This window comes from Pseudomonas sp. AC252 (assembly GCF_979258105.1).
The window spans coordinates 3,881,187-3,895,635 of the sequence record NZ_OZ409837.1 but is presented as its reverse complement, the minus strand read 5'-3'; the positions used below and the strand labels follow the sequence as shown (position 1 = coordinate 3,895,635).

General features: G+C 61.8%; 9 protein-coding genes and 1 pseudogene. 6 read left to right on the top strand and 4 right to left on the bottom strand.

Annotated features, from left to right (window positions below; genetic code table 11):
* Positions 1-103 precede the first annotated feature (103 nt).
* Complete coding sequence (locus ACZZZ4_RS17780) at positions 104-448, bottom strand: YggL family protein (protein WP_016773843.1); 345 nt, start codon at positions 446-448, stop codon at positions 104-106.
* Positions 449-682: 234 nt separating this feature from the next.
* On the opposite strand from ACZZZ4_RS17780, the gene dacB reads away from it, so the two are divergent.
* A complete protein-coding gene (gene dacB / locus ACZZZ4_RS17775) occupies positions 683-2,143 on the top strand; it encodes a D-alanyl-D-alanine carboxypeptidase/D-alanyl-D-alanine endopeptidase (protein ID WP_463548333.1) in 1,461 nt (486 codons plus the stop codon).
* Between the two features lie 145 nt (positions 2,144-2,288).
* Here dacB and ACZZZ4_RS17770 read toward each other — a convergent pair whose 3' ends face one another.
* The gene (locus ACZZZ4_RS17770; protein WP_415763173.1) at positions 2,289-4,673 is read right to left on the bottom strand and encodes a sensor domain-containing diguanylate cyclase; all 2,385 of its coding nucleotides are present in this window, start codon (positions 4,671-4,673) and stop codon (positions 2,289-2,291) included.
* A gap of 145 nt (positions 4,674-4,818) precedes the next feature.
* Positions 4,819-7,088 (bottom strand): annotated as a pseudogene (gene rlmKL, locus ACZZZ4_RS17765) (bifunctional 23S rRNA (guanine(2069)-N(7))-methyltransferase RlmK/23S rRNA (guanine(2445)-N(2))-methyltransferase RlmL).
* A gap of 529 nt (positions 7,089-7,617) precedes the next feature.
* On the opposite strand from rlmKL, the gene rmf reads away from it, so the two are divergent.
* On the top strand, positions 7,618-7,833 hold the full coding sequence (rmf, locus tag ACZZZ4_RS17760) for a ribosome modulation factor (RefSeq protein WP_003223300.1): 216 nt from the start codon (positions 7,618-7,620) through the stop codon (positions 7,831-7,833).
* Positions 7,834-8,131: 298 nt separating this feature from the next.
* On the opposite strand, the gene ACZZZ4_RS17755 is transcribed toward rmf, so the two are convergent.
* A complete protein-coding gene (locus tag ACZZZ4_RS17755) occupies positions 8,132-9,151 on the bottom strand; it encodes a quinone-dependent dihydroorotate dehydrogenase (protein ID WP_463548332.1) in 1,020 nt (339 codons plus the stop codon).
* Positions 9,152-9,366: 215 nt separating this feature from the next.
* Here ACZZZ4_RS17755 and ACZZZ4_RS17750 point away from each other — a divergent pair, with 215 nt between their 5' ends.
* The 4 genes from ACZZZ4_RS17750 to ACZZZ4_RS17735 all read left to right on the top strand — a co-directional run bounded on the left by ACZZZ4_RS17750 (position 9,367) and on the right by ACZZZ4_RS17735 (position 14,391).
* A complete protein-coding gene (locus ACZZZ4_RS17750) occupies positions 9,367-10,578 on the top strand; it encodes a CmpA/NrtA family ABC transporter substrate-binding protein (RefSeq protein ID WP_415763176.1) in 1,212 nt (403 codons plus the stop codon).
* A 15-nt stretch (positions 10,579-10,593) separates the two neighbouring features.
* Positions 10,594-11,169: an ANTAR domain-containing response regulator gene (locus ACZZZ4_RS17745; protein ID WP_007916390.1), complete on the top strand. Its 576-nt coding sequence runs from the start codon at positions 10,594-10,596 to the stop codon at positions 11,167-11,169.
* A gap of 329 nt (positions 11,170-11,498) precedes the next feature.
* A complete protein-coding gene (locus tag ACZZZ4_RS17740) occupies positions 11,499-12,710 on the top strand; it encodes a nitrate/nitrite transporter (protein ID WP_016773839.1) in 1,212 nt (403 codons plus the stop codon).
* 7 nt (positions 12,711-12,717) lie between these two features.
* A complete protein-coding gene (locus tag ACZZZ4_RS17735; protein WP_463548331.1) occupies positions 12,718-14,391 on the top strand; it encodes a protein kinase domain-containing protein in 1,674 nt (557 codons plus the stop codon).
* Positions 14,392-14,449 lie beyond the last annotated feature (58 nt).

Sequence of the window (14,449 nt, the reverse complement as noted above, 5' to 3'; positions counted from 1 at the left end):
CAGGAGATCGCGTTCCCCTGTAGGAGCTGACGAGTAAAACGAGGCTGCGATCTTTTGATCCACGAAAAAAAACGGCGACCCTAAGGTCGCCGTTTTTTCAGTATCACTTGGCCGCGTTGATCGGCTTTTCCGGATACCACACGTCCAGCAGCGGGCTGACTTCGTACTTGGTCAGCTCGGAGCGGTTTTTCAGCCAGGCTTCAACGGCAGCGCGCTGCTCTTCGTTGACCGAGCCACGCTTCTGCAGGCACACCAGACCGAAGTCGTCGCCGCCAACATAACCCAGACCGTTGGCTTCCATGGCTTCTTTGATGAATGCTTCGAGGAAAGCGTCAATGGCTTCTTCGGACAAGTCTTCTTTGAAGTCCAGGTTCAGTTCGAAACCCAGCTCTTGAAATTCATCAACGCACAGTTTTTTGCGCAGACGCTGGGAACGGTTAGTCGCCATTGGAACAATCCTCTTAAGTAATAACGGCCGGCACTTTACCAGTTTAAGCCAGCGATTGCCCGACTCTCTGGCCGCTGCGGCCGACCGCCTGTAAAAAAATAAGCGATTGGCCGGGCCTGACACGGCACAAGCTGTTACAGCTTGGGGCATAATGCCGACACTTTCATGACCACTGAGGGCCTTTTCATCCATGTCCTCGTCTTTTTCCCCCTCTTTTGCAGGGTTTTATTGCATATGATCAAATCGTTGCGTCCACTGTTTCTCGCCGGCCTTCTTCTGCCTCTGGCCCTGCCTGTCTCCGCTGCCACCATCAACACTTCCCTCACCCCGAACGTCGAAAAAGCCCTTAAGGCCAGCAAGTTGCAGCCCACTGCGCTGTCGCTGGTGATGGTGCCGCTCGACGGTCCGGGCACGCCGACCGTGTTCAACGCCGACGTCTCGGTCAACCCGGCCTCGACGATGAAACTGGTCACCACTTACGCGGCGCTGGAAATGCTCGGCCCCAACCATCAGTGGAAAACCGAGTTCTACACCGACGGCGACCTGAGCGGCGGCATTCTCAACGGCAACCTCTACCTCAAGGGTGGCGGTGACCCGAAGCTGAACATGGAGAAACTCTGGCTGTTGATGCGCGACCTGCGCGCCAACGGCGTGACGCAGATCACCGGCGACCTGATCCTCGACCGCAACTTCTTCGTGCAGCCGCAATTGCCGGAATTCAACGATGACGGCAACGACGACAACAAGCCGTTCCTGGTCAAGCCCGATTCGCTGCTGGTCAACCTCAAGGCCCTGCGCTTCGTCGCGCGCAATGACGGTGGCCGCGTGTTGATTTCGGTGGAGCCGCCGATTGCCAGCATTCGTATCGAAAACACCGTCAAGGCCCTGCCGTCCAAGCAATGCACCGGCGGCGTGCGCTACAACCAGGTGCCGCAGGCCGATGGCAGCGTGACCGTGACCGTTGGCGGCCAGTTGGGCGAAGGCTGCAGCTCGCAGACTTACCTGTCGCTGCTCGACCACGCGACCTACACCGCCGGCGCCGTGCGGGCGATCTGGAAGGAACTGGGTGGCAGCATTCAGGGCAAGGACCGTCTGGCGCCAACGCCGAGCAGCGCCAAACTGCTCGCCCGCGCGTACTCGCCGGATCTGGCCGAGATCATCCGCGACATCAACAAATACAGTAACAACACCATGGCCCAGCAGCTGTTCCTCAGCCTTGGCCAGCGTTTCCGCAACGATGCCGACGGTGACGACGCCCGGGCCGCGCAACGCGTGGTGCGTCAGTGGCTGGCGAAGAAAGGCATCACCGCGCCGCATCTGGTGATGGAAAACGGCTCCGGTCTGTCGCGGGCCGAGCGGGTCAGCGCGCGTGAGATGGCCAACATGCTGCAGGCCGCCTGGCACAGCCCGTACGCCGCCGAATACATCAGCTCGCTGCCGATTGCCGGTACCGACGGCACCATGCGCAAACGCCTGAAAACGACAGCGATGCGCGGTGAAGCCCACGTCAAGACCGGCACGCTGAACACCGTGCGCGCGATCGCCGGTTTCAGCCGTGACGTGAACGGCAATACCTGGGCGGTGGTGGCGATCCTCAACGACAAGGCCCCGTTCGGCGCCTCGTCGGTGCTCGACCAGGTGCTGCTGGATCTGTACAAACAGCCAAAACTGCCGCAGACCGCTTCGGTGCTGTAACCCAATCCAAGCCACACCACAAAACCCTGTGGGAGCTGGCTTGCCAGCGATAGCGGACTGTCAGTCACCGAATATGCTGACTGGAATAACCCTATCGCTGGCAAGCCAGCTCCCACAGGTTTGTGGTGTATCGAGCATCAGCGGCTCAGCTCATCTCCCGCTCAACCCGATCCCGGCCATTCTGCTTCGCTGCGTAAACCCCTGAGTCAGCGCGCAGCAACAACGCATCCGCGCCCTCCCCCGGCCGCCAGCTGGCGATGCCGAAACTGGCGGTGACCACGCCAACCACATCCACCGGCGCGCTGCGCAGGCCTTCCCACAACTCCATCGCCAGCATGTACGCGTGCTCGCCGTCGATGTCCGGGCACAGCACCATGAACTCTTCGCCGCCCAAACGGCAGAACACATCGGTGCGACGCAGACGATGGCCAATTCGCTCGCAGACTGCTTGCAGCACACGGTCGCCGACGGCGTGGCCGTAATGGTCGTTGATGCGTTTGAAGTGGTCGATGTCGAGCATGATGACCGACAACTCGCCGCCGCCCCGCTCGACCCGGGCCATTTCCGTGGTCAGGCGTTCCTGGAAATAGCGACGGTTGTGAATGCCGGTCAGCGAATCAGTGATCGACAACGCGCGCAATTCTTCTTCCACGCGCTTGAGGTCGGAAATGTCCGAGATGTAGCCGTGCCACAGCACCCCGCCACCGGGCAGTTCCTCCGGCGTCGCTTCTCCGCGCACCCAGCGCAAGCCGCGCTCGGGCAGTTGCACGCGGTACTCCTCGCGCCACGGGCTGAGATTTTCCGCCGATTCACGGATCGATGAGCGCACGCGAATGGCGTCCTGTGGGTGGATGCGGCTGAAGATCGCCTCGGCGTCGAACAGCAGCGCGTCCGGCTCCAGCTCGTAGATCTCGCGGATGCCGTCGCTGGCATAGATCACGCTGAAACGCCCGTCGAATTCCATCTTGAACTGATAGATGCCGCCCGGAACATGGGCGCTGAGCTTCTTTAGCAGAATGTCCCGCGCCGCCAGTACTTCGTGAACGCGCTTGCGTTCGGTGATGTCGATGCAGATCGCCAGATGCCCGACCCACAGGCCTTGTTCGTCGAGCACCGGCGTAGCGAGCATGTTCACCGGCAGATGACTGCCGTCGCTGCGCACCAGCGTCCACTCGCGTGCTTCATGGCCGCCGACTTCGCCGCCCTCGACCAGCATCGCGTGGCAGGTCGGAATACTTTTGCCATAGCGTGCGCTCAACTCGGCGGAACGCGCCGCCAGCTCGCGAGGTAAATGCAGGTTTTCCAGGGTCATGCGCCCGACCACTTCGGCGCTGCTGTAGCCGAGCATTTGCTCAGCCCCGGGGTTGAAAGTGTTGATCACTCCGCGCAGGTCGGTGGCGATGATCGCGACCTGGGTGGCGGCATTCAATACACCGCGCAACTGGCCGTGGGTGCCGCGCAGTTCCTGCTCACGCTCGTGCAGTTCCTGGGTGCGTACCTCGACCAGCCGCACCGCGCGCTGGCGCTGACTGACCAGCACGTAAAGCAAGGCACTGAGCAGCGCGCTGAGCAAGCCGCCGAGAATGATCACGCTGCCCACCGAAGAATGGTTGGCCTGCATGAACGCGTAACTTGGCAAGATATCGACCTGATAATCGTGATCGGCCATGCGCAGCAAACGCGTCGCCGCCAGATCGCCGGGCACCGCCTCGTTGGTCGATTCGAACAACGCCTCGTGCTGACCCTGGGTCGACAAGTCGAGAATCCGCACCGACAGATAATCGTGCAGGGCATCGGGCAGACCGTCGGCGAGCAACTGGCGCATGCTGATCACCGCCATCACGTAACCGAGCGGCTGCGACTCGCCCGGGCGAATGACCGGTGCCAGCAGCAAAACCCCGCGCGCGTAGGACGACTCGATGCCGACCAGATGCATCGGTTTTGACACGACCATGCTGCCGAGGTGGTCGGCGCGCTGCAGTGTTTCGCGGCGCAAGGGTTGGGCGAGCAAGTCGTAGCCCAGCGGGGGCGCCAGTCGACTTTGGGTCTGGGTATAGAGCACCGGCACGTATGCGTCACGCGGCGGCGCCAGTTGCAATTCGCCTTTGGCGTCCAGTTCACGAATGGTGAAATCGCTCAGGCCTTCATCACGCACGCGCTGTTCGAACGCAGCCCGATCGGCGCCAGCGACTTTCGGGGCGTAGGTGTAGGCTTGGGTGCGCAGCAACAAGGGGCGGGAGTAACCGTCGAATTCGGCGCGGGACACCGATTCGGAGTTGGCAAAAAACCGGCGCAGACCATCGAGACGTTGCTCCTGGTCCTGAAAACGTTCGGCGATGCGGCTGTAGCGTTCGTTGGCCAGCAGTTGGAAACGCTGACGCGATTGTTGCTGAAACTGATTGAAGGTGCCCCATGCGAGCAGCCCGGTGAGAATCCCGCCGGCAAGCAATACCAACAGCGCGACCAGCCAGGCTGAGACGTCTTCGCTGATGAAACCGAGGATTTTCGGGCGCACGGGGTGCAACGGCATAAGCACGACTCACTCCGCCAGATTCCCGGGAAAAACCCCATTGGCGGTGAGTGAGTTATAGCTATTAGCCACTAATTTAGCTAGCACCGCTGGATCCACCGAGCCGTTAAAAATCAACGCTCTGTGGATCCAACCGGCGAAAGCGTCAACGAGCCGTGATTTTCCAGGCGCGGTGGATCTTGGTATTGCGGGCAAAATCCGGATCAATGGTCTGCGCGCTGATTTCCTCGACCGCATAACGCTCGGCGAGATTTTCCTCCAACTGGAACTTGCGGAAGTTGTTGGAGAAATACAGCACGCCACCCGGTGCCAGACGCGCCATGGCCAGGTCAATCAACTGCACCTGATCGCGCTGCACGTCGAAGATGCCTTCCATGCGCTTGGAGTTGGAGAACGTCGGCGGGTCGATGAAGATCAGGTCGTATTCGTCGCGGCTGCTTTCCAGCCACGCCATGACGTCGCCCTGCTCCAGACGGTTCTTGTCCGAGAAGCCGTTCAGCGACAGGTTGCGCCGCGCCCAGTCCAGATAGGTTTTCGACAGGTCGACGCTGGTGGTGCTGCGCGCGCCGCCCTTGGCCGCGTGCACGCTGGCAGTCGCGGTGTAGCAGAACAGATTGAGGAAGCGTTTGCCGGCCGCCTCTTTCTGGATACGCATGCGCATCGGCCGGTGATCGAGGAACAGGCCGGTGTCGAGGTAATCGGTAAGGTTGACCAGCAGCTTCACGCCACCTTCATTGACCTCGACGAACTTGCCCTGCGCAGCCTGACGCTCGTACTGCTTGGTGCCACTCTGGCGCTCGCGGCGTTTCACCACCACGCGGTTCTTGTCGACATTCAACGCCTGCGGAATGGCCGCCAGCGCATCGAACATACGCGCCGAAGCCTTTTCCGGGTCGATGGATTTCGGCGCGGCGTATTCCTGAACGTGCACCCAGTCGTGGTACAGGTCGATGGCCATCGCGTATTCCGGCATGTCGGCATCGTAAACGCGGTAGCAATCGATGCCTTCGCGCTTGACCCACTTGCCCATTGCCTTGAGATTTTTCTGCAAGCGATTGGCAAACATCTGCCCGCCTTCGCTCAGGCGCGGCTGTTCGATCACTGGCGCCGGGGCTGGCGTCGGCTTGATCGGGTTACCGTTCTTGTTGAACTTGCGCTCTTGCGGTTCATCCGGGGTCTGATCGTAAGCGGCTTGCTCGCGCTCGGCCTGACGCTGTTCCGGGGTGCGGCGTTCGCCAGTGACGAACTGATCCGGCAAGACCTTGATCAGCAACAGCTTGCACGGCAGCGCGCCGTTCCAGAACGAATATTGCTTATGGCTGCGAATGCCCATGCGCTTGCCCAGATCCGGGGCGCCGGTGAACACCGCCGCTTCCCAGTTCAGGCAGGCCTGACGCAGACGCTCGCCCAGATTCTGGTAGAGATAAAGCAGGCTCGCTTCGTCACCGAGACGCTCGCCGTACGGCGGATTGCAGATGACCAGGCCTTTCTGGTTTTGATCCGGGCGCGGCTCGAAGGTCGCCACTTCGCCCTGGTAGATCTTGATCCACTCGCTGAGGCCGGCGCGTTCGACGTTGTTGCGGCCCGGCTGAATCAGACGAGGGTCAGCTTCATAACCGCGAATCCACAGCGGTGGCTTGGCCAGGCCAGCAGCGGCGCGCTCGGCGGCTTCTTCATGAAGTTTTTCCACAGCGCCGGTACGTGACCGAGCCACGCGGTAAAGCCCCACTGCTCGCGACGCAGGTTCGGCGCCATGTCGGCGGCGATCATTGCCGCCTCAACCAAGAACGTACCGACACCGCACATCGGGTCAGCCAGCGCGCCGCCTTCGGCAGCAATGCGCGGCCAGCCGGAACGGATCAGGATGGCGGCCGCGAGGTTTTCCTTCAGCGGCGCCGCGCCCTGCTGCAAGCGGTAGCCGCGCTGGTGCAGGCTGTGGCCGGACAGGTCGAGGGACAGAATCGCTTCGCCGCGATCCAGACGCAGGTGAATGCGCAGGTCCGGATTGAGCTTGTCGATGGATGGGCGGTCGCCCTGCGGCGTGCGCAGTTTGTCGACGATGGCATCTTTGACTTTCAAGGCGCCGAAGTGGGTGTTGTCGATACCCGAGCCGTGGCCGCTGAATTCGACGGCCAGGGTGCCGTCGCTGAGCATGTGATCCTGCCAGTCAATGTCGAGCACGCCGTGGTAGAGGTCTTCGGCGTCCTTCATCGGGAAACGCTTGAGCACCAGCAACACGCGGTTCGCCAGACGCGACCAGAGGCACAGGCGATAGGCGGTTTCCATGGTTGCCATGCCACGCACGGCAGAGGTGTGCTCGCGCGCTTCTTCAAGGCCAAGCCCGACGGCTTCCTCGATGAGCAGGCCTTCAAGGCCTTTGGGGCAAGTGAGGAAGAGTTCGAAACGATCGGACATGGTAATTCCAGAGCCTTTGGCTAGTGGGCCGGCAACGCATTGCCGACCCGGTTTTCAATCAGGCGCTTTTCTGAAAGAGCGCCCGCGTGGCACGAAGGTGTGCCGTTCCATCCCCGCTGCTCGGGTTAAAAGAGCTTAGATGCCGGGACAGATAAAAAAGTTGGTGCAACAAAAAGACTGAAAGCGACCCTTCGTCGAATAGTACCCAAGCGCAAACGTGGGTCATTCTCACTAAGGATTGACCCGCTGGATCAGCGGGGCGCCGATCATACCGGGGTTTGCGCAATGCACGTTGAATAAATACGCAGTTACTTATCGCCATAGCATCCTTTACGTTACGTGCTTATGACAAAACGATCATTCCCTCGGTGTGACTCATTGGTTAGAACTGAGCGCAGGTTGACGTCGCAACGGCGTCAACACCTTGGCTCGCCACGCCGGCAGCGAGCCGCACAATGGCAGGTTTTTTCTGCCAGACCTCAATTGAGGTCAACGCGACACTACAGTCAACAAGTGAGGGAAACACCCTATGAGAAGACTTAAGCGTGATCCGTTGGAAAGAGCATTTTTGCGCGGATATCAATATGGCGTTGGTGGCAAATCCCGTGAGCTTTGCCCATTTACTCTACCGTCGGTACGCCAAGCCTGGATCAACGGCTGGCGAGAAGGACGCGGCGACAACTGGGACGGTATGACCGGCACTGCGGGAATCCACAGACTCAACGAACTTCACGCCGTCGGCTGACACAGGGCATTTATTCCGACACGACAATCTGAATCTGCATTGAATTAACCACGCACGTCCTTCCCGGACGGCGGGCTACGGCCCAGGGGCTCCTTCGAGGAGCCCTTTTTATTGCCTGCAAAAAAGGTTAATCGGGATCCACGTGGCGAGGGGATTTATCCCCGCTCGGCTGCGCAGCAGTCGCGAAGTCGGAATTTCAATTTAACTGGCATATCAATGTGCAAGGTTTGGGGCTGCTGGGCAGCCCAGCGGGGATAAATCCCTCGCCACAAAGGCTCCCACAAGGCCTCCGCAATCCTCAGCGCAGCGCGGCGATGGCGTCTACCGCTTCGCGAATCAGCGCCGGGCCTTTGTAGATGAAGCCCGAATATATCTGCACCAGGCTCGCGCCGGCAGTGATCTTCTCCGCTGCATGTTTGCCTTCGGTAATCCCGCCCGCAGCGATGATCGGCAAACGCCCGGCCAACTCGCCCGCCAGCACTTTCACCGTGTTGGTGCTCTTCTCACGCACCGGCGCGCCGGACAGACCGCCCGCCTCGTCGCCATGCTCCATGCCTTCAACGCCAACCCGACTGAGGGTGGTGTTGGTCGCGATCACCGCGTCCATGCCGGTTTCGATCAACGCCTGCGCCACCTGCACGGTTTCTTCGTCGGTCATGTCCGGGGCGATCTTGATTGCCAGCGGCACATGCTTGCCGTGGCGCAGCGCCAGTTCGGCGCGGCGCGTGGCCAGGTCCGCGAGCAATTGCTTGAGCGAATCACCGAACTGCAGGCTGCGCAGGCCCGGGGTGTTTGGCGAGCTGACGTTGACGGTGACGTAGCTGGCGTGGGCGTAAACCTTGTCCAGGCAGATCAGGTAATCGTCGACCGCACGCTCGACCGGGGTGTCGAAATTCTTGCCAATGTTGATGCCCAGCACGCCCTTGTATTTTGCCGCAGCGACCCGCGCCAGCAAATTATCCACGCCAAGGTTGTTGAAACCCATGCGGTTGATGATCGCGTCGGCTTCCGGCAGGCGGAAGATCCGTGGTTTCGGGTTACCCGGTTGTGGACGCGGGGTCACGGTGCCGATTTCAACGAAGCCAAAGCCCAGTTGCGCAAAACCATCGATGGCCGCGCCGTTCTTGTCCAGGCCTGCCGCAAGCCCCACCGGGTTCGGGAACTCCAGCCCCATGACGGTCACCGGCATCTTTGCCGGTGCCTTGCACAACAAGCCGTTGAGGCCCAAACGTCCACCCGCGCCGATCAGATCCAGCGACAGATCGTGGGAGGTTTCCGGGGAAAGTTTGAACAACAGCTGACGGGCCAGGGTGTACATGGGCGGCAATGACTCGGGCGGCGAAAAGAGGCGGCGATTATAGCCGGGCATCGTCGCCCGGCGCGAGGCGCCTGCGCGAATCAGGCGACTGGCATATGCCTTGCACCGCCCTGCTCATCAGTCTGCCGACCAATGACGGCGCGCAGGCCAGGACAATGGCGTCGTCCCCGGTTTTGCCTGCGCAGAATCCGGGACGGCGTTTTTTGAGGTAGCGTATGAACGAAACGTCCTTGGGGCCTCTGGCCTGGGTCAACGGCAGCGATGCGCCGGAAAAAAGCGCGATCAATCTCGGCTTCATGGCGCTGAGCGACTGCGCCTCGGTGGTGGTCGCCGCCACTCAGGGCTTCGCCCAGCCCTACGGCCTGACTCTGAACCTCAAGCGTCAGGCATCTTGGGCCAACCTGCGCGACAAACTGGTCAGCGGCGAACTGGATGCCGCGCACAGCCTGTACGGGCTGATTTATGCGGTGCACCTGGGCATCGGCGGCGTCGCCCCCACCGACATGGCGGTGCTGATGGGCGTGAACCAGAATGGCCAGAGCCTGAACCTGTCCCATGGTTTGCAACAGGCTGGCGTGAACAGTCCTGAAGCGCTCGATCGGCATGTGCACCAAAGCCGCGCAAAACTGACCTTCGCCCAGACCTTCCCCACCGGCACACACGCGATGTGGCTGTACTACTGGCTGGCGAGCCAGGGCATCCATCCGTTGCAGGACGTCGACAGCGTGGTGGTGCCGCCGCCGCAAATGGTCGCGCACCTGCAAGCCGGGCGCATCGACGGCTTTTGCGTCGGCGAACCGTGGGCGGCCAGCGCCGTGCAGCAGGACCTCGGCTTCACCCTGGCGACCAGCCAGAGCATCTGGCCCGACCACCCGGAAAAAGTCCTCGGCTGCACCCGCGAATTCGTCGAGCAATATCCCAACACCGCGCGGGCGCTGGTCATGGCCATTCTTGAGGCCAGTCGCTTCATCGAAGAAAGCCCGGAAAACCGCCGCAGTACCGCGCAATTACTCAGCGCCACCGAATACCTCGACACCCCCGCCGCGTGCATCGAGCCGCGTTTTATGGGCGACTACGCCGATGGCCTCGGTAATCGCTGGCAGGATCCGCATGCGCTGCGTTTTCATGGCGATGGCGAGGTCAATCTGCCCTACCTTTCCGACGGCATGTGGTTCATGACCCAGTTCCGTCGCTGGGGTCTGTTGCGCGAGGATCCGGATTATCTGGCCGTCGCCCGCCAGGTTCAGCGCCTGGATTTGTATCGCGAGGCAGCGAGCGCTGTCGGCGTAGCGTCTTCCTGCGCAGACCTGCGCAGCAGCCAATTGCTCGACGGCAAGGTCTGGGACGGCAGCGATCCGGCGGGCTATGCGCGCAGTTTCAAGCTGCATGCCCTGAGCGACGCCGCCCCGCTTCTCGCCCAGCGCTGACAGGAGACCGCGAACATGTTGCGCATTCTGCTGATCAACGATACCGCGAAAAAAGTCGGACGCCTGAAAGCGGCGCTGACCGAGGCCGGCTTCGAAGTGATCGACGAGTCCGGTCTGACCATTGACCTGCCGGCGCGCGTCGAAACGGTGCGCCCGGACGTGATCCTGATCGATACCGAGTCACCGAGCCGCGATGTCATGGAGCAAGTGGTACTGGTCAGCCGCGACCAGCCCCGGCCAATCGTGATGTTCACCGACGAACATGATCCGGGGGTGATGCGTCAGGCGATCAAGTCCGGGGTCAGTGCCTACATCGTCGAAGGCATTCACGCACAGCGGCTGCAGCCGATTCTCGATGTGGCGATGGCGCGCTTCGAGAGTGACCAGGCTTTGCGCGCGCAATTGCAGGCCCGTGATCAGCAACTGGCCGAGCGCAAGCGCATCGAACTGGCCAAGGGTTTGCTGATGAAGATGAAGGACTGCAACGAAGAAGAGGCCTACACCCTGATGCGCCGCCAGGCCATGAGCCGCCAGCAGAAGCTGATTCAGGTGGCGGAGCAGATCATTGCCATGAGTGAGTTGCTGGGCTGAGACTTTGTGTTGTCAGAGCGGGCCTCTTCGCGAGCAGGCTCGCTCCCACAGGTGGCATACATTCCAATGTGGGAGCGAGCCTGCTCGCGAATGGCGGCACCTCGGTCACGAACTGTTGGCACAAATCTCGCTAAGCAAACCGCACAGGTAACCAACGGCGGTTGCCCCACCTACGACAAAGACGTCGCTCACCCCGTTCGCCCCTCGGCGAATCAGGTAGCGGCGTTTTTGCGTTTTGGCCCCACAGAGCGGGGCCGGTGGTGCGGCCGTGAGGCGCTCCACCTGCTGTGCATGACTCCTTTCGAGACTCTTTTCAGCCGAGGTGCGCGATGAATTCAAGCTTCTGGAAATCCGGCCATACCCCGACCCTGTTCGCGGCCTTCCTGTATTTCGACCTGAGCTTCATGGTCTGGTACCTGCTCGGCCCGCTGGCGGTGCAGATTGCCGCCGACCTGCACCTGACCACCCAGCAACGCGGCCTGGTCGTCGCCACGCCGATTCTCGCCGGCGCGGTGTTGCGCTTCGCCATGGGCATGCTCGCTGATCGCTTGTCGCCAAAGACCGCCGGGCTGATCGGCCAGGTCATCGTCATCTGCGCGCTGTTCGGTGCCTGGAAACTCGGCATCCACAGCTATGAACAGGCGCTGATCCTCGGCCTGTTCCTCGGCATGGCCGGCGCCTCGTTCGCCGTGGCCCTGCCGCTGGCCTCGCAGTGGTACCCGCCAGAGCATCAGGGCAAAGCCATGGGCATCGCCGGTGCGGGCAACTCCGGCACCGTGTTCGCCGCGCTGCTGGCGCCAGTGATTGCCGCTGCGTTCGGCTGGAGCAATGTTTTCGGTTTCGCCCTGATCCCGCTGGTTCTGACCTTGGTGCTGTTCGCCCTGTTGGCAAAAAACGCCCCGCAGCGGCCAAAACCGAAAGCCATGGCCGACTACTTCAAGGCCCTCGGTGATCGCGACAGCTGGTGGTTCATGTTTTTCTACAGCGTCACCTTCGGCGGCTTCATCGGCCTGGCCAGCGCCCTGCCCGGTTACTTCAACGATCAATACGGTCTGAGCCCGGTGACCGCTGGCTACTACACCGCGGCCTGCGTGTTCGGCGGCAGCCTGATGCGGCCATTGGGTGGCGCGCTGGCCGATCGCTTCGGCGGCATCCGCACTTTGCTGGCGATGTACACCGTCGCTGCCATCTGCATCGCAGCGGTGGGCTTCAATCTGCCAAGTTCCTACGCGGCGCTGGCGCTTTTCGTCTGCACCATGCTCGGCTTGGGCGCCGGCAACGGTGCGGTTTTCCAACTGGTGCCGCAGCGTTTTCGTCTGGAGATCGGCGTGATGACCGGGCTGATCGGCATGGCCGGCGGTATCGGCGGCTTCGCCCTCGCGGCCGGCATGGGCGCGATCAAGCAAAGCACCGGCAGTTATCAACTGGCGCTGTGGTTGTTCGCCAGCCTGGGTGTGTTGGCTTGGTTTGGCCTGCACGGCGTCAAGCGCCGCTGGAGAACCACCTGGGGTTCGGCGGCAGTAACGGCAGCGCGGGTCTGAGGCTCGAATGGCTCTGCAATTCAGTTTCGCCGAAGCCAGCGTCACCGGCCCGCGCGCGGAGAATCAGGACGCCCTGCGTTCGGTAACACCGGCGCCGGCACTGGCGGTGAGCAAGGGATATCTGTTCGCCATCGCCGACGGCGTCAGCCAGTGCGCCGATGGCGGCCTCGCCGCGCGTTCGACCTTGCAGGCGCTGGCGCTGGACTACTACGCGACGCCGGAAACCTGGAGCGTGGCCCAGGCGCTGGATCGCCTGCTGCTCGCGCAAAATCGCTGGCTGCAGGCCAACGGTGGTGGGCAACCGCTGCTGACCACGGTCAGCGCGCTAGTGATGCGCGGTCGACGCTTCACCCTCGCCCACGTCGGCGATTGCCGGGTTTATCGCTGGCACGCCGAGCGCTTGCAGCGCATCAGCGAGGATCACGTCTGGGAGCAACCGGGCATGCAACACGTGCTCAAACGTGCGCTCGGGCTCGATCAGCATCTGGTCCTGGATTTCCTCGACGGCGAACTGCGTGAGGGCGAAAGCTTTGTGCTGCTCAGTGACGGCGTCTGGTCGACCTTGGGCGATACCGCAATCGCGGCGATTCTGCGCGATCAAGCGGATCTGCCCAGCGCCGCGCAAACCTTGGTCAACGCCGCGCATCTGGCCGGCAGTCGGGACAACGCCAGTGCCCTGCTGGTGCGCGTCGATGCGCTGGGCGAAGCGAGCATTGGCGATGCGCTGGTGCAATTGCAGCAATGGCCACTGCCGCCAACGCTGAAACCCGGGCAAGCGTTTGAAGGCTGGCAGGTGCAAGGCATCATCGGCCAGAGCCAGCAATCATTGCTATATCGCGTGCTCGATAGTCAGGGTCAGCCTTGGTTGTTGAAGACCTTGCCAGCGCGGCTGGCCGACGATCCGCAAGCCGGGCAGGCGCTGCTGTCGGAAGAATGGTTCCTCAAGCGCGTGGTCGGCCGGCATTTTCCGCAAATCCATGCCTGCACTCAGCGTCAGCATTTGTACTACGTCATGCGCGAATACGCCGGGACGACGCTGGCCGACGTGTTTCAACACAGCGGCCCGTTGCCATTGGCGCAGTGGCAGGACATCGCCGAGCGCCTGTTGCGCGCGGTCGGGCTGTTGCATCGGCGGCAGATTCTGCATCGCGACATCAAACCGGAAAACCTGCTGCTGGGTGATGACGGCGAGCTGCGCCTGCTGGATTTCGGTCTGGCTTACTGCCCGGGACTGTCAGAGGACGCGCCGTCAACCCTGCCGGGAACGCCTAGTTTCATCGCCCCGGAAGCGTTTCGCGGCGAACCGCCGAGTGCACAACAGGATTTGTATTCTGTCGGTGTCACTCTCTATTACCTGCTCACCGGGCATTTTCCCTATGGCGAAATCGAAGCGTTCCAGCGGCCCCGATTTTTTGGCGTACCGGTGAATGCCAGTCGTTACCGCCCGGACCTGCCGGAATGGCTGGCGCAAAGTCTGGAACGCGGCGTCGCCGCCGATCCGCAGCAACGCTTCGAAACCGCTGAAGAGTGGCTGCTGGTGCTGGAACAGGGTGAGCGGCAAAGTTTGAGTGTGCGGCCCCGGCCTTTACTGGAGCGGGAGCCGTTGAAGGTCTGGCGGACCATGGCGTTGGTGGCGTTGCTGGGGAATTTAATCCTGCTGGTTTTGTTGTTTCACAGTTGAACCGCGCCGCGCCATTCGCGAGCAAGCTCGCTCCCACAGGGCATTTGTGAACACCACA